17 protein-coding genes and 1 riboswitch are annotated in these 15,492 nt (G+C 67.1%); of the genes, 13 read left to right on the forward strand and 4 right to left on the reverse strand.

The genetic code is table 11. The features are described from left to right. The first annotated feature begins 15 nt into the window (after positions 1 to 15). Positions 16 to 135: riboswitch (TPP riboswitch) on the forward strand. The 4 genes from thiO to QK290_RS00435 all read left to right on the forward strand — a co-directional run bounded on the left by thiO (position 128) and on the right by QK290_RS00435 (position 2,936). Next, entirely contained in the window at positions 128 to 1,483 is a 1,356-nt protein-coding gene (thiO, locus tag QK290_RS00420) for a glycine oxidase ThiO (RefSeq protein WP_282328802.1), read from the forward strand. It overlaps the preceding riboswitch by 8 nt. Continuing rightward, complete coding sequence (thiS, locus tag QK290_RS00425) at positions 1,480 to 1,716, forward strand: sulfur carrier protein ThiS (RefSeq protein ID WP_058931870.1); 237 nt, start codon at positions 1,480 to 1,482, stop codon at positions 1,714 to 1,716. The genes thiO and thiS overlap by 4 nt, the downstream gene beginning before the upstream one ends. Positions 1,717 to 1,720: 4 nt before the next feature. Next, on the forward strand, positions 1,721 to 2,536 hold the full coding sequence (locus tag QK290_RS00430) for a thiazole synthase (RefSeq protein ID WP_282328803.1): 816 nt from the start codon (positions 1,721 to 1,723) through the stop codon (positions 2,534 to 2,536). Between the two features lie 73 nt (positions 2,537 to 2,609). Further along, positions 2,610 to 2,936 carry a 4a-hydroxytetrahydrobiopterin dehydratase gene (locus QK290_RS00435; protein ID WP_282328804.1) on the forward strand — a complete coding sequence of 109 codons (327 nt, stop codon included), beginning with the start codon at positions 2,610 to 2,612 and terminating at the stop codon, positions 2,934 to 2,936. Positions 2,937 to 2,990: 54 nt separating this feature from the next. Here the strand turns inward: QK290_RS00435 and QK290_RS00440 are convergent, their stop codons facing one another. The 3 genes from QK290_RS00440 to QK290_RS00450 are packed head-to-tail and all read right to left on the reverse strand — an operon-like array spanning position 2,991 to position 4,304. After that, on the reverse strand, positions 2,991 to 3,293 hold the full coding sequence (locus QK290_RS00440; protein ID WP_282328805.1) for a hypothetical protein: 303 nt from the start codon (positions 3,291 to 3,293) through the stop codon (positions 2,991 to 2,993). A gap of 54 nt (positions 3,294 to 3,347) precedes the next feature. Then, entirely contained in the window at positions 3,348 to 3,572 is a 225-nt protein-coding gene (locus tag QK290_RS00445) for a DUF3107 domain-containing protein (protein WP_160672408.1), read from the reverse strand. Positions 3,573 to 3,623: 51 nt separating this feature from the next. Continuing rightward, a complete protein-coding gene (locus QK290_RS00450) occupies positions 3,624 to 4,304 on the reverse strand; it encodes a TetR/AcrR family transcriptional regulator (protein WP_282328806.1) in 681 nt (226 codons plus the stop codon). Between the two features lie 84 nt (positions 4,305 to 4,388). Here QK290_RS00450 and moeB point away from each other — a divergent pair, with 84 nt between their 5' ends. Further along, complete coding sequence (moeB, locus tag QK290_RS00455; RefSeq protein WP_282328807.1) at positions 4,389 to 5,588, forward strand: molybdopterin-synthase adenylyltransferase MoeB; 1,200 nt, start codon at positions 4,389 to 4,391, stop codon at positions 5,586 to 5,588. Between the two features lie 75 nt (positions 5,589 to 5,663). On the opposite strand, the gene QK290_RS00460 is transcribed toward moeB, so the two are convergent. Next, complete coding sequence (locus QK290_RS00460) at positions 5,664 to 6,977, reverse strand: glutamyl-tRNA reductase (RefSeq protein WP_282328808.1); 1,314 nt, start codon at positions 6,975 to 6,977, stop codon at positions 5,664 to 5,666. Between the two features lie 157 nt (positions 6,978 to 7,134). On the opposite strand from QK290_RS00460, the gene hemE reads away from it, so the two are divergent. The 8 genes from hemE (at position 7,135) to hemB (ending at position 15,462) form a co-directional block, all read left to right on the forward strand. After that, positions 7,135 to 8,253: a uroporphyrinogen decarboxylase gene (gene hemE / locus QK290_RS00465; RefSeq protein ID WP_282328809.1), complete on the forward strand. Its 1,119-nt coding sequence runs from the start codon at positions 7,135 to 7,137 to the stop codon at positions 8,251 to 8,253. A gap of 4 nt (positions 8,254 to 8,257) precedes the next feature. After that, a complete protein-coding gene (locus tag QK290_RS00470) occupies positions 8,258 to 9,685 on the forward strand; it encodes an FAD-dependent oxidoreductase (RefSeq protein ID WP_282328810.1) in 1,428 nt (475 codons plus the stop codon). A 556-nt stretch (positions 9,686 to 10,241) separates the two neighbouring features. Next, the gene (locus tag QK290_RS00475) at positions 10,242 to 10,559 is read left to right on the forward strand and encodes a hypothetical protein (protein ID WP_282328811.1); all 318 of its coding nucleotides are present in this window, start codon (positions 10,242 to 10,244) and stop codon (positions 10,557 to 10,559) included. Positions 10,560 to 10,679: 120 nt separating this feature from the next. Continuing rightward, on the forward strand, positions 10,680 to 11,381 hold the full coding sequence (gene hemQ / locus QK290_RS00480) for a hydrogen peroxide-dependent heme synthase (RefSeq protein WP_282328812.1): 702 nt from the start codon (positions 10,680 to 10,682) through the stop codon (positions 11,379 to 11,381). Continuing rightward, a complete protein-coding gene (locus QK290_RS00485) occupies positions 11,378 to 12,643 on the forward strand; it encodes a ferrochelatase (RefSeq protein ID WP_282328813.1) in 1,266 nt (421 codons plus the stop codon). The genes hemQ and QK290_RS00485 overlap by 4 nt, the downstream gene beginning before the upstream one ends. Beyond that, positions 12,640 to 13,623 (forward strand): hydroxymethylbilane synthase, encoded by a 984-nt coding sequence (hemC, locus tag QK290_RS00490; protein WP_282328814.1) that lies wholly within the window; start codon positions 12,640 to 12,642, stop codon positions 13,621 to 13,623. The genes QK290_RS00485 and hemC overlap by 4 nt, the downstream gene beginning before the upstream one ends. Further along, the gene (locus QK290_RS00495) at positions 13,610 to 14,485 is read left to right on the forward strand and encodes a uroporphyrinogen-III synthase (RefSeq protein WP_282328815.1); all 876 of its coding nucleotides are present in this window, start codon (positions 13,610 to 13,612) and stop codon (positions 14,483 to 14,485) included. The genes hemC and QK290_RS00495 overlap by 14 nt, the downstream gene beginning before the upstream one ends. Further along, positions 14,482 to 15,462 carry a porphobilinogen synthase gene (hemB, locus tag QK290_RS00500; RefSeq protein ID WP_282328816.1) on the forward strand — a complete coding sequence of 327 codons (981 nt, stop codon included), beginning with the start codon at positions 14,482 to 14,484 and terminating at the stop codon, positions 15,460 to 15,462. Before QK290_RS00495 ends, hemB begins: the two co-directional genes overlap by 4 nt. The last annotated feature ends 30 nt before the right edge of the window (positions 15,463 to 15,492 follow it).

A 15,492-nucleotide genomic window follows, 5' to 3' on the forward strand; every position in this document is an offset into this window, starting at 1 on the left:
AATTCCCCTAAACTGGGAGGGTACTGCGGGAGCCCGTTGCAGCCGTCACAAAGCGGCCGGGCTGAGAGGGCGTCAGAGCCGACCGCTTGACCTGATCCGGCTAGTACCGGCGTAGGGAAGGAACCATATGCCCCCCGCAATAAGCAGCCCGCCTGAGACTGCATCATTCCGACCGGACTCCGTGCTGCACGCCGACGTGGCGGTCATCGGCGGTGGAGTCATCGGCCACGCCATAGCCTGGGAGGCCCGGCGATCCGGCCGTTCCGTTGCGCTGATCGATGACGCGCCCGGGAGGGGCGCCAGCTGGGCAGCCGCCGGCATGCTGGCACCTGTAAGCGAACTCCACTATCAGGAGGAAGACCTCCTGGAGCTGATGCTTGCATCCTCCGGCCTGTGGCCCGGTTTCGCGGCAGACCTCGCCCTGGCAGGGGCTGGCGAGACCGGATACCTGACGACGCCGACCCTCGCCATCGGCGCGGACGCCGCGGACCGCAGGGCGCTGATGGACCTCCGGGCCGTACAGCAGGCCAGCGGCCTGGTAGTGGAACCCCTGACTGTCCGTGAGGCCAGGTCCAGGGAATCCCTGCTCAGCCCGGCCATCTCCTGTGCCCTGGACATCCCCGCAGACCACCAGGTGGATCCACGGAAGCTGGTGGCGTGCCTCCAGGAAGTCCTGGCCCTCCACGAACCGGGAGCCGAAACCGCCGTGGCCGGTGCCCGCGGGGGATTCGCCGTTGACCAGCGGGCCGCTGCCGTTCTTTGGGAGGACGGACGCATCAGCGGCGTGGCGCTCGCCGACGGCCGAACTGTCCACGCCGGGGAGACGATTGTGGCCAACGGATTGGCGGCGGGGTCGCTGGAAGGCCTGCCTGCTGGGCTGCACCTGCCCCTGCGACCCGTCTACGGTGACATCCTGCGCCTTGGTGTTCCGGAGCACCTGCGTCCGCTCCTCACCTCGACAGTCCGCGGAATGGTCCATGGTGTGCCGGTCTACATCGTTCCCAGAGGGGACGGCACGGTGGTGATCGGGGCGACGCAACGGGAGGACGCGCTCGCCGCAACAGGCGATGGTGCTGTCTCTGCCGGCGGCGTCTACCAGCTGCTGCGTGACGCCCAGGTCCTGGTGCCGGCCGTCTCGGAGCTTGAACTCCTGGAATGCACGGCACGGGCAAGGCCGGCGACCCCGGACAACGCGCCGCTCCTGGGCCGCGTACCGGTTTCCGCACCAGGAACGGGAAACCAGGAGAGCATGGAGAACATTGCCGGGCTGATTGTTGCCACCGGGTTCTTCCGTCACGGAGTGCTCCTTGCTCCGGCGGCGGCAGGGATCTGCCGGGACTTGCTCGACGGCCGGACGGATCCTCGTTGGGGGGCGCTCAACCCGGCCCGCTTTTCAAGACAGCACCGTACAACCGGCACACAGCCCCCACCCAAGGACATCAGCAACATGAAGGACCTCGACCCTCAGAAGGAATCAGCATGAACATCACCCTCAACGGCTCGCGCCATTCCGTGGCGGACGACGCCTCCATTACCACCCTTATCAGTCAGATCACAGGCCGCCCCCTCGCAGCCAACGGCCAGGCGACAGACGGGCAGAAACTCGGCGTCGCCGTCGCCCACAACTCCGAAGTAGTACCCCGCAGCCAGTGGTTCGTTACGGCGCTCGCCGAAGGTGACGACGTCGAACTGGTCACAGCAGTCCAGGGAGGCTGACACCATGACGGTAACCAGCAACATCAGCTCACAGAACCTGCCCGAAGCCGCCGACAGGCTGGTGATCGACGGCGTCGAGCTCGGCTCCCGCCTCATCATGGGCACCGGGGGAGCCCCGAGCCTCGACGGGCTGGGCGCTGCCCTGGTGGCGTCCGGAACCGAACTGACCACCGTGGCCATGAGGCGCTATTCGCCGGCCGAATCGGGATCCCTTTTCCAGCTCCTGGTGGACCACGGGATTCGGATCCTGCCCAACACTGCAGGCTGCTTCACCGCCCGGGACGCGGTCATGACGGCGGAACTCGCCCGCGAAGCGCTGGAAACCGACTGGCTCAAGCTGGAAGTCATCGCCGATGAACAGACCCTGCTGCCGGACGCCGTGGAGCTGGTGGACGCCACGGAACAGCTTGTAAACCGCGGCTTCAAAGTGTTTGCCTACACCAACGATGACCCGGTCCTGGCCCTGCGGCTGGAAAACCTGGGTGCTACGGCGGTCATGCCGCTCGGAGCGCCCATCGGCACCGGCCTGGGAATCCTGAATCCACACAACATCGAACTGATCGTCTCGCGCGCCTCGGTGCCCGTGGTGCTGGACGCAGGCATCGGCACGGCATCCGATGCCGCACTGGCCATGGAGCTTGGCTGTGACGCCGTGCTGCTGGCCACCGCGGTCACGCGTGCGCAGAACCCGGCGCTCATGGGGGAGGCCTTCAAACACGCCGTCATCGCCGGTAGGCTGGCGAAAGCGGCCGGCAGGATTCCGCGCCGCGAGCACGCCTTGGCGTCATCAGCCATGGAAGGCCGGGCAGAGTTTCTCTAGGCCGTTTCCTCCAGGCCGGGCTCCGTCGACCAAACGCCGCGGCGGGCTCACCGGACGAGCCAAGGAGGCCGCTATGGCTGGCAAACACGACACACTCACACGCGAGCAGGTCGAGGCCGTCCTCGCCGCGCTGCCTGACTGGCAGTACCGGCAGGGCGGGCTCGTTGCTGTCTATAAGACGCCGACGGCGGCCGCCGCACTCGAGCTGATTGCCGCCGTCGGACGCCTGGCCGAAGAGCAGAACCACCACCCGGACCTTGACTGGCGCTACAACAAGGTCCATCTCCGCTATACGTCCCACGACGCCGGCGGCGAGGCCACTGAGCGGGATGCCACTGCTGCGGCGGCCGTGAGTGCTGCTGCCGCCCGGCTCGGTGCTATTGCCCAGCCGGTGGCTTAAAGGACGGTGACCACCACCCTGCTGGGTGGTGGTCACCGTCCTATAAGAAATTGCCTACAGTTTGAGCGCCTGCGTCAGCCGCTGAGTATCGTGGCCTTCGCGGGTCCGCCCGAGGTAGATGACCGTCCCGATGGCAGCGACGGTGCCCAGCGCCATGGGCAGGACCCAGGGAATCCACGTCAGGCCCTGCTGGTAGCCGAATCCTGCCGCGATAAAGATGATCCAGCTGACTGCAGCCACCACAACGGCAACCCCTGCGGGCAACCCCGTTCCATACCGGGTGTGGCGCTTGTCATTGGCCCAGACAATAAAACCTGCGGTCACTGCGACCAGGACAACGATGGTCAGCGAAAGCATCTAATCTCCTCGGAAAGCAGCGGCCAACCGCCAAGGCGGCCAGCCGCGGACCTGCTAGAACTGGCCGAAACCGACCTTGCGGGCCTCTTCGGCGCCGATTTCCACGTAGCCCAGGGCGTTGCCGGGAATGATGATGATGCGGCCCTTGTCGTCCTTGAGGCGGAGTTCGGTGCCCTTGGTGATGGCTTCTTCAACAACCGTGGCTACAGTGTCTGCATCCTGAGCCGATTCCAGGACGATTTCGCGGCCAATGTTCTGAATGCCGATCTTAATTTCCAACAGGGGGCCTCCCAGCCAATCAAAGTTTCTTTGGGTTCTCTTATTTGTAGTCTAGGACTCTTTGGGGAAGCGAGAGATTCCGCGCCAAGCTAAACGGTAAATGAGGTCGCTGGCCACATCGAGGTCCAGGTTCCCATCCGTTTCAAGCCAATACCGTGCGCTGACCTGGGCCATTCCGGCCAGGCCGCGCCCCAGGAGCTGTGCTTCCAGGTGCGGCAGTTTGGTGTCCTCGGCGATCACGCGGGCCACGGCATCCGCGAACGTCTTGTTGAATGTCTCGAGGCGTGAACTGACATCGGGATCGTTGATGAGGTCCGATTCGAAGACCAGGCGGTGCGCTTGGTCATCGCTGGCGATGAAGCGGTAGTAAGCGCGCATCACTGCCTGCACGCGTTCGTCGTTGTCATCGGTGGAACTCAGGGCCCCGAGCATCAGATCCGTCAGCGACGCGAGATGGCTGTCCAGCAGTGCAAGATACAGCTCGCGTTTGGACGGGAAGTGCTGGTACAGCACCGGTTTGCTGACATGCGCCGTCTCGGCGATCTCATCCATGGCCGCGCCGTGGTAGCCGTTGGCGACAAAAACCTCCTGGGCCGCCGCGAGAAGCTGTGCCCGGCGCTCATCCCGGGGAAGCCGGGCGGACCGCTGGCCGGCGGTCCGTTGAGGTGCGGCCGGTTCGGGTGCGGCCGGTTCGCCGCCGGACGCCCGGTCAGCCCGTGCTTCATGGACCACAGTTGCCCTACTTTCGCTTGCCGTTACCTACACAATACTGCGCGGTAATATGACCTGGCGGCATCTCGGGGCATACATTGGGGTATGGCTTCGACTTTGACCGCAAATGATTCCCCTGTCTCGTTTAAACCGCTCGTGGAGCCCGCCGGTGAACTGACGCCGGCCGAGGTGGAACGCTACTCGCGGCACCTCATCATTCCCGAAATCGGAGCGGTGGGGCAGCGGCGGCTGAAGAACGCCAAGGTGCTGGTCATTGGTGCCGGGGGGCTGGGTTCGCCGGCGCTGCTCTACCTGGCGGCGGCGGGTGTGGGAATCCTGGGAATCGTCGACGACGACCACGTTGACCTGAGCAACCTCCAGCGCCAGGTGATCCACGGTGTGGCCGACGTTGGACGGCCCAAGATCGAGTCCGCACGGGACGCCGTCGCCGCACTGAACCCGCTCGTGGAGGTCCGGCTGCACAACGTCAGGCTGGATGCCTCCAACGCGCTGGAACTGTTCGCAGACTACGACCTGATCCTGGACGGGGCGGACAACTTCGCAACCCGCTACCTGGTCAACGATGCCGCCGCCATTCTCGGCAAGCCCTACGTGTGGGGATCGATCTTCCGCTTCGACGGCCAGGTCAGCGTGTTCTGGGAAAAGCACGGACCCACCTACCGGGACCTTTACCCGGAGGCCCCTCCGGCCGGGTCTGTGCCCTCCTGCGGCGAGGGCGGCGTCTTCGGCATGCTCTGCGCTGCCGTGGGATCACTCATGGTGACCGAGGCAGTCAAGCTGATCACCGGCGTCGGGCGTTCACTCCTAGGCCGGGTGGCACTGTTTGATGCGCTGGGCGGCAGCTGGCGCGAGATCCGCGTGTCCAAGGACCCGGCAGCGGCCCCCATTACGGAACTGACGGACTACGAAGCCTTCTGCGGCATCACTCCAGCCGTCGCCGCAGACACGGAGCACACGGTAACAGCAACCCAGCTTGCCACCATGCTGGCGTCCCGTAAGGCGGGCCTGAAGGACTTCGAGCTGGTGGACGTCAGGGAGACCGGAGAACACGAAATCGTGAGCATCGACGGCTCGGTGCTGATCCCGCAGGGCAGGATCCTCGCGGGGGAGGCCTGGGCGGAACTCCCACAGCACAAGGACATTGTGTTCCACTGCAAGGCCGGCACCCGGTCAGCCAACGTGCTGGAGGCCGCGCGGAAGGCCGGCTACCAGCGGGTCAGCCACCTCGACGGCGGGATCCTGGCCTGGGTGCGCGACGTGGAGCCGCAAAAGCCGGTCTACTAGCCGGTTGCTCTATCACTTTTGGACCCTAAAACGTTCGGTTGAGAGCCAAAACTGATAGAGCAACGGGCGGGCAGGTCAGGCGGTTTCGAAGCCTAGGTGGTCCACGGGGCACTCCGCCTGCGCTGCCGTAGCGGGCTGCTCCACGGTGATGCCGTAGAGCGTTTCGAGCGCCGACACGTAGTCGTCCTGCTGGCCGTTGGCGGCCAGCTCACGGGCACGGACGGTGGGCACGTGCAGCAGCTGCTTGACCATCCGGCGGAGGGCGAATTCCACTTCCTCGGCGGCGGCGGTGCAGCCGTGGCGGGCGCGGACGCGCTCCATTTCCGCGTCCAGGACGTTCATGGTGTGGCGGCGGAGGGCCACGATGGCGGAATCCACCGAGCGGGCTTCCCGTTCCTGCTCGAAGGCCTGGGCCGCGCCGGCCACAATGCCGCTGGCCTGGGTGAGGGACTCGGCCTGTTCCTGGGGTGCCGCCAAACGCACGGATTCCAGCGTGAGCAGCTCGACGCCGTCGAGCTGGCCAACCTCAGGGTCAAAATCATGGGTGAGGGCGAGGTCAATCGCGATCAACGGCTGGACGGAGCCCGCGCGGATCTCGGCAAGTTCGCCGGCCTCGACCCGGGTGTCGGAGCCGCTGCAGCCGATCATGACGTCGGCCGCCGCCACGGCTACCGGCAGGGAACTGCTGTCCAGCGATGTTCCGCCGCGGGTGGCGACGAACGCTTCGGCGCGTCCCGACGAGGAGAACACGGAGATGTCGGTGCAGTCCCTTTCGCGGAGCAGCGCCATGGTGGCGCCGGCGTAGGCGCCGGTGCCGAACACCACCACCTTTTTCGCGGACCAGTCGGGGCTCTCGGAAAGATCGGTGGCCAGATCCAGTGCCACGGAAACGATGGACAGGCCCCGGGAACCGAGGGCGGTCTGCGCCCCGACATCCTTGGCCGTCTTGGAGGCCGCCTGGAAGAGGCGGACCAGGCCGGAGCTGGCCGTGCCCTCGTGCTGGGCAGTGATGAGGGCGCGGCGGACCTGGCCAGCGATTTCGCGTTCACCCACCACGGCGGAGTCCAGCCCGGCGCTGACGGCGAAAAGGTGCTGGCTGACTTCGGGGCCGGTGCGTGTGCTGAAGGAGCGGGACACAAGCTGTTCGTTGAGTCCGCTGAGTCCACTGATCTCGGACACGAGGGCCGCACGTGCGGCCTCAACATCGTCAGCGTGGGGCGCTTCGCCGTAGATTTCGTACCGGTTGCAGGTGGCAAGCACAATCGCACCCGTCACTGCCGGCGATCCGGAGAGTGCGGATGTTGCGATACCGGAAGCACCGTTGCTCAGTTGAGCAACGGTCTCAAGGTCGATGTCGGCGTGTGTAGCCACCAATGAAAAAAGAACCACAGCAGACCAATCATAGCTTTTTCGTTGCCCGGTAGAACAACCCAACCAAAATGCACGGGCGGGGGAGGACCGTGATTCACGCCACGGCGCGGCCGGGCGGCTGCAGGTGACAGGCTGTCGTTATCTTTTAGGACCAATTTTGGGCACAATCAAAGGCATGACTTCCAGCTCCGCCGTGTCCAAGTCCGCGTCTAGTGTCCTGTCTAACAACAGTGCCCTTTCTGCCGGCCATCCGCTGATGGACGGCCGGACCGCAGATTCGCCGCTCATCACCGCTTACCGTGGCGGCAAGCCGTCGCGGCGGCCGGTGTGGTTCATGCGCCAGGCAGGGCGCTCGCTGCCGGAATACTTGAAGGTACGCGAAGGCGTGGCCATGCTGGATTCCTGCCTGCGGCCGGAGCTCGCGGCCGAAATCACACTGCAGCCCGTCCGGCGCCATGACGTCGACGCTGCCATCTTTTTCTCCGACATCGTCATTCCGCTCAAGCTCGCCGGCGTGGGCGTGGACATCGTGCCGGGCGTGGGGCCCGTGCTGGACAAGCCGGTGCGCACGGCTGCAGACGTTGCCGCTCTGCCACAGCTGACGTGGGAAGCGCTGGAACCGATCCGCGAAGCCATACGGCTGACCGTCGCCGAGCTGGGCAAAATACCCCTGATCGGCTTTGCCGGTGCCCCGTTCACCCTCGCTGCCTACATGGTTGAGGGTAAACCGTCCCGTGACCACCTGGGCCCGCGCACCATGATGCACGCGGACCCGGAAACCTGGACTGCGCTGGCCAACTGGGCCGCCGACGCATCGGGGTTGTTCCTCCGCGCCCAGCTGGAAGCCGGCGCGTCCGCGGGACAGCTCTTTGATTCCTGGGCGGGATCGCTGGGCCTGGCCGACTACACCAAGTTTGTGGCACCCGCCTCGGCCCGGGCGCTGGACCACGTCCGCCACCTCGGCGCGCCGCTGATCCATTTTGGTACCGGAACCTCCGAACTCCTTGTCGCCATGCGGGATGTCGGCGTGGACGTGGTTGGCGTGGACTACCGACTGCCGCTGGATGAGGCCAACCGGCGCCTGGGCGGAACGGTGCCGCTGCAGGGCAACATCGACCCCGCGCTGCTCTCCGCGCCCTGGGATGTACTCGAAGCCCACGTCCGTGCGGTCATTGCGGCCGGCGCCTCCGCGCCCGGCCACGTGCTCAACCTCGGCCACGGCGTGCCGCCTGAAACCGACCCTACGGTCCTGACCCGGGTTGTAGAACTCATCCACTCCATTTCCACGGAGTAGGACCATGAGCAGCTCCTTGACGCCGAACCAGGCTGCCCTCGTCCTGGGCGGCGGCATCTCGGGCCTGCTGGCAGCGCGGGAGCTGGCAGCTGCCGGACATGCGGTGACCGTCCTGGAGGCGGCCGCATCCTGGGGCGGCTGCGTGGGCAGTCATATGGTGGCCGGCCTCACCCTGGACAGCGGAGCAGAGTCCTACGCCACGCGCTCCTCCGCCGTGGCTGAGCTTTCTGCTGAGCTTGGACTCGGCGGCAACGTTGTGGCGCCGCGTCCGGGCGGCGCCTGGGTGCAGCTTCCGGACGGCCCGCGCGAACTGCCCAAAACCGGAGTCTTGGGCATTCCCGCCAACCCCTGGGACCCGGAGGTCAGGCGATCGCTGGGATTTGTGGGTTCGCTCCGGGCATCCCTGGACAAGTACTTGCCGGCTTCGATCGGCGCGTCTGCCTCGATCACCAGCGTCGCAGCGCTGGTGCGGGCACGGATGGGCCGCCGGGTATTGGAGCGCCTCGTGGCCCCGGTGGTGGGCGGCGTGCACTCCGCGGACCCCGGCCTCCTGGACGTGGATATGGTGGCACCCGGCCTTCGGGCCGGAATCCGCGAACACGGTTCCCTCGCGGCCGCGGTGGCCGCCCAGCGGCGTGGTTCCACCCAGTCATCCGCCGCGAAGGCGGGTTCCGCCGTCGCCGGACTGGAAGGCGGGATGCACACCCTGGTGGTGGCCCTGCTCAGCGATCTCCGCAGCCGCGGGGTCACCTTGATGAGTGGTACAGCCGCGGACGCCGTCGAACGGACGACGGACGGGTGGCGGGTTACTGCCGGCGACACGGCGTACGACGGCGGCCTGCTGGTGGTGGCGCTGCCCGGCCCGGCCGCAGTGGGGCTGCTTCAGGCGGCCGTACCCGGGCTCGCCGGCAGGAGCCCGGAAAGCGGGCCGGACGTCAGGCTGGTGACCCTGGTGGTGGACTTACCCGAACTTGACCGCAGGCCGCGGGGCACCGGGATCCTGGTAGCCCCTCAGACCCCGGGCATCCGGGCGAAAGCCCTGACGCATGCAACCGCGAAGTGGGATTGGCTGGCCGCCGCGGCAGGTCCCGGGACGCACGTCCTGCGGCTCTCGTACGGCCGCCTGGAAGCCTCGGAACACGCGGCCGGGACCCCCGCCACTGCCCCCGACTTCCTGGCAGCTGCCTTGCATGACGCTTCGGCACTGCTGGACGTCCCGGTGCAGGAGACCGACGTCGTCGGCTGGGATGTTGTCAGGTGGCAAGGGGCCCTGCCGTTCGCGGCCGTGGGACACAAGGCGCGGGTGGCCGAGGTCAGGAAACTCTGCGCCGCAGAGGCTGGTCTTGGCATAGTGGGCGGATGGGTGGCCGGCAACGGACTTGCCGCCGTGGTGGCCGATACCCGAAAAGAAATTCGCAGCCTGCTCAGCTGACCATCGCCCCTGTTCAGCGGAATACGGGCCTTGAAAAGGCCGCCCCGGGGTGCAGGTTTCGGTTTTCCGTCCACCCCCTGACGTGGCTAGGGTCGATAACCATGGTTATTTACAGGTCCGACTTTTCCCGTTCCCAGACCAGTATCCATGGGGGACTCCGGCGTGGCGCTGCCGTGGCTGCTGTCGGAGCGGTACTGGTCCTGTCCGCCGGCGTGCCGGCATCCCAGGCGGCAGTACTGATCCCACCGCCTCCGCCGAGGTAGCAGCGGATGGAGACTTTTCCAGGGTCACTGGCCTGCTGAATGGCCTCCTGGGAGATTCCGGCGGACAGACCAAAGCCTCGCCCCAACCGACTCCGGCGCCCTCAGGCCCTCCAACTCCGACGGCCACGGTTACACCGTCTCCCGCCCCTACGCCCACGACGCCGACCTCACCTGCGCCTACGTCGTCCGCTCCACCGGCGCCTGCCAGCTCAGCGCCCCACGGCACGACTCCGCAGGGCACGAATCCGCAGGTCACGACGCCCCGGAGCCCAGGATCGCCGTCGAGCGTTCCGGTGCCGCTGAGCACGTCGCCGGATGCCACCGGCTTACCGGCGGGCACGCAGCCGGACGGCCAACCCGGCGCCTCAGCTGACGGGACCCAAGATTCCGGGCCGGCCGGCGATCCCGCTGCGGACCAGCCCACGGGCGCCGACGCCACGCCTGTTTCGGGACCGGGGCGCCACGGAAACGCACCCGCCAGCCGGGACAACATGGCCTCGGCCACGGCGGCAGCTGCGGCGGCCGAACCTGCGAAGGTCTGGCTTGGTGTGGGGCTGGTGGGGTCTGCCGGGGCCGCTGGACTCCTTTTTACCCGGATCCGCAAGATCTGACCACTATGGCGGATCGGCTCAAAACCCTCACTTGGCCGAAGCTGTGACATTAAGCACTTCTACGTCTTGTAGAAGTCGCCGGTTTCGACTTGGCGGTGGGGAAGGGGCAAACTGGTAACCATGAGCCACACTTCTGCCGAATCTGTCACTAAAACCGAAGAATCAGCCGAGCAGTTCTTCACTCTCTGGACTGTTTTCAAGCGGTCCGAGGAACTCGTGCGCAGCGCTGACGCTGCCGCCGATTTCGATGCCCTGCTGTTCCGACTGGCCGAGGCTGGAGTGACGCACCGCGGCAGCTACGACGTCTCCGCAATGCGCGCCGACGCCGATGTGATGGTCTGGCTCCACGGCTCGAAGCCCGAAGCGCTGCAGCAGGCCATCCGCGACATCCGCCGCAGCACGCTCTTCGCTGGAACGGAGATTGTCTGGTCCGCCATGGGCGTCCACCGGGAAGCCGAATTCGCCAAGAACCACACCCCGGCCTACTCACGCGGTGTGGCCCCGGCCGAATGGCTCTGCGTCTACCCGTTCGTGCGCTCCTATGAGTGGTACATCCTCCCCGACGACGAACGCGGCAAGATGCTCCGCGACCACGGCTTGCTGGGCCGGGAATTCCCCCAGGTCATCTCCAACACGGTATCCTCCTTCGCCTTGGGCGACTGGGAGTGGATCCTGGGCCTAGAAGCTCCCGAACTGGTGGACCTCGTGGACCTGATGCGCCACCTCCGCGCTACCGAAGCACGCAACCACGTGCGGGAGGAAATCCCGTTCTACACGGGCCGCCGCATCACCGCCGCAGAAGTCGCTGAGGTCCTCGCATGACCCGGCCCGAGCCCGCTGCGGGCGCCGAACTCACCGGAATCAACCCGGTCACCGAGGCCGGCCGGATGGCGCCCAAAAACTATGACGGCGTCCTGCTGGCCTCCTTTGGTGGGCCCGAGGGCCAGGACGACGTCATCCCGTTCCTGCGCAACGTCACCCGCGGCCGCGGCATCCCGGACGAGCGGCTCGAAGAGGTTTCCCACCACTATCGGGCCAACGGCGGCATCAGCCCCATCAACCAGCAAAACCGCGAACTCAAGGCTGCCCTCGAAGTGGAACTCTCGGCCCGCGGCATTGAGCTTCCGGTGCTGTGGGGCAACCGCAACTGGGACCCCTACATTCCGCAGACGCTGCAGGACGCGTACGACGCCGGCCACCGCAAACTGCTGATGGTCACCACGAGTGCCTACTCCTGTTACTCCAGCTGCCGCCAGTACCGCGAGGACATCGGCATCGCCCTGGCGGAGTCGGGGCTGGACGGCCGGATTGAGGTGGACAAAGTCCGGCAGTACTTCGACCACCCGGGCTTTGTGGAGCCCTTCGTGGAAGGCACCACCGCCGGACTCGCGGACGTGCGGGCGCAGCTCGCGGCTGCGGGAACGCCGGACGCCCCTGTGCACATCCTGTTTGCCACCCACTCCATCCCGACCCGGGATGCCGAGGCCGCCGGACGGTCCGGGGACGAGCCTCGCGAGTTCGAAGAAGGATCCGCATACGTTGCCCAGCACCTGGCCACCGGCGCAGCCGTCATCAGCCGGGTGCAGGCCGAATCAGGCCTGACCGCCCCCTGGTCCCTCGTGTACCAGTCCCGCTCGGGCGCGCCCCACGTCCCGTGGCTTGAACCTGACATCAATGACGCCATCGCAGACCTGGCGGGCCAGGGCATCAAAGGCATCGTCATCGTCCCGCTGGGCTTCGTCAGCGACCACATGGAAGTTGTCTGGGATCTCGACACCGAAGCCCTGGAGACCTGCCGCACCCTCGGCCTGGCTGCCACGCGTGTGCCTACCCCGGGCACGCACCGGAAGTTTGTGAATGGCCTGGTTGACCTCATCTCCGAACGGACGCTCGCCAACAACATTGGCGACCGGCCCTCCGTGACCGGCCTGGGCCCCTGGTATGACGTCTGCCGGCCGGGCTGCTGCGCCAATTTCCGCGGCGAGAAGCCCACCATCGCCGGAGCCGACACCACCGTCGGGACCGGACATGACGCATATCCGGCCGCGTCCGCGGGCGCTGCCGGGGGAGTAGGAACGCAGTGACAGTACGGATCGGAACCAGGGCCAGCAAGCTGGCACTGACCCAGACGCAGCAGACGGCGGACCAGCTGGCCGCCGTCGGAGGCTTCCCGGTAGAGCTGGTGCACATCACCACCGAAGGCGACGTCAAGACAGGATCACTGTCCCAGATGGGCGGCACCGGGGTGTTTGTAGCGGCGCTGCGCGATGCACTGCTGCAGGACACCTGCGATGTCGCTGTGCACTCACTCAAGGACCTCCCTACGGGCGCTGCGCTGGGCCTAACCATCGCCGCAACACCCAAACGTGCCGACGTGCGGGATGCCCTGTGCGCACGCGATGGCCTCAAGCTGGCAGATCTCCCGCAGGGCGCAAAGGTGGGCACAGGCTCGCCCCGCCGTGCTGCCCAGCTGCGGGCCGCCCGCCCTGACCTGGACGTGCAGGACATCCGCGGCAATGTGGATACCCGACTGGGCCGCGTGCCCGGGCTGCCCGGCAACGCGGCAGGCGCACCAGGGGACCTCGACGCCGTCGTGCTGGCCGCCGCAGGCCTGGAACGCATCGGCCGCCTGGACACCATCAGCGAATTCTTCGAGCTGGACGTGATGCTGCCAGCGCCAGGGCAGGGTTCGCTGGCCATCGAATGCCGGAGTGCCGACGCCCCCCGGAAGGCAGGCTCCACCGAAGGCTCGCAAGGTGTTCTGGCGCAAGCCCTTGCCGCGCTCAACGACGAGGACACCCGCCTCGCCGTGACCGCCGAGCGTGCCGTGCTGGCCCGCCTCGAGGCCGGCTGCGCTGCCCCCGTGGGTGCCTTCGCCTACCGCAAGGGCAGCATGCTGTACCTCGAAGCGGCGGTGTGCGCCGTGGACGGCACCAAGGCAATACGCGAAAAGAAGGCAACGGACGGTCTCACCGAAGTCGGTGCCACGCTGCTCGGCATCGAGGTGGCCGAGCTCCTGCTCGCTGCCGGCGCCGCGGAGATCGCGGACCTTGCCGCCTCTTGATGACCTGGCGGGCACTCTGGGTGGCCGGCGCGTCCTGATCACCCGTAGCGCCGACCGTGCCGGGCCGCTGGCCGCGCTGCTCGGCGGCCTGGGGGCCGAACCGCTGCTCCTGCCGCTCATCGACTTTGAACGGGCCGCGGACCAGCCGGCCCTCGATGCCGCCCTGGATACCTTGGCGGCCGGTGGCTTCGACTGGCTGGTGGTCAGCAGCATCACCACGGTGCGTGTGCTCGTGGAAAAAGCCATTGAGCGCGGCACCACGCCGGCGGCACTGGTGCCGGCGGGAACGCGGGTGGCCACCATCGGACCGTCCTCCCGGCGGATCCTCGAGGCCACGGGCATCCCCGTGGCGCTCGCCCCGGTGGACGTCCAGTCCGCCGAGGGGCTCGTGGAACTGTGGACCGCCGCCCCGGCGCGCGTGCTGTTGCCACAGGCCGACATCGCGGCCCCTGCACTGCGCGATGGCCTGGCAGCCAAGGGCGCCGACGTTACCGCCGTTGTGGCCTACCACACCGTGGACTACCCGGCCCGGCAAGAACTCCGCCTGGAGGCGGAACTGCCGTCCACCGTCGGAATCTCCCACTCTGTCGCTCCCCGTGAGCTCAGCCAGTCGCAGACCCGCGGGGAGCTCGACGCCGGGACGCTCGACGCCGTTGTGGCCGCCTCGCCAAGCGCCGCCCGGCGCATCGCCGCGACCCTCCTGCCGCTGGGCCGCTGCCGTTTCGTCGCCATCGGACGCCCGACGGCGGCGGAGGCTGCCGCCCTTGGCATCCCGGTGGCCGCCACCGCCCAAGTCCCCACCCCGGACGGCATAGTGGCCGCGCTGGGCACCGTATTCGCCAACGAAGGGAACACCCGATGAGCTTTCCGAACCACCGCCCGCGCCGCCTCCGCACCACGCCCGCCATGCGCCGGCTTACCGCTGAATACCGGCTGGCTCCGGCGGACCTGATTCTGCCCGCGTTCATCCGCGAAGGCCTCAGCGAGCCGTTGCCCATTTCCTCCATGCCCGGTGTTGTGCAGCACACCACCGATTCGCTCAAGCGCGCCGCAGCGGAAGCCGTGGAACTGGGCGTGGGCGGCATCATGCTGTTTGGCGTCCCCGCCGTGCGCGATGCCCGCGGCACCGCTTCCCTTGACCCGGACGGCGTGCTCAATAAGGCCATCCGGGATGTCCGCGCCGAGGTGGGCGACGACCTGGTGATCATGGGCGACGTCTGCCTGGACGAATTCACTGACCACGGCCACTGCGGCGTCCTGGACGCCGACGGCTACGTGGACAACGATGCCACGCTGGAAATCTACGGCCAGATGGCCGTTGCCCAGGCCGACGCCGGCGCCCACGTGCTGGGACCCTCCGGCATGATGGATGGCCAGATCGCCGTCATCCGCCAGGCACTCGAGGAATCCGGCCACAAAAACACCGTCATCCTGGCCTACGCGGCCAAGTACGCTTCCGCCTTCTACGGCCCCTTCCGGGAAGCCGTGGATTCGCAGCTTAAGGGCGACCGCCGCACCTACCAGATGGACGCTGCCAACCGCCGCGAAGCCCTCCTCGAAGTGGAACTTGACCTTGAGGAAGGCGCAGACATGGTCATGGTGAAGCCGGCCATGAGCTACCTGGATATCCTGGCTGACGTCGCCGCCATGAGCCCCGTGCCTGTCTCGGCATACCAGATCTCGGGTGAATACGCGATGATCGAGGCTGCCGCAGCCAACGGCTGGATCGACCGGCGCGGTGCCATCACGGAATCCATCCTGGGCATCAAACGGGCCGGTGCCAACACAGTGCTGACCTACTGGGCCGCCGAAGTTGCCGGCTGGCTGAAGGAATCCTGACCCGGCGGGGAATGTTTCCGGATGCTCCGT

The sequence above is a fragment of the Pseudarthrobacter sp. AL07 genome (assembly GCF_029960665.1).
Taxonomy (GTDB): Bacteria; Actinomycetota; Actinomycetes; order Actinomycetales; family Micrococcaceae; genus Arthrobacter.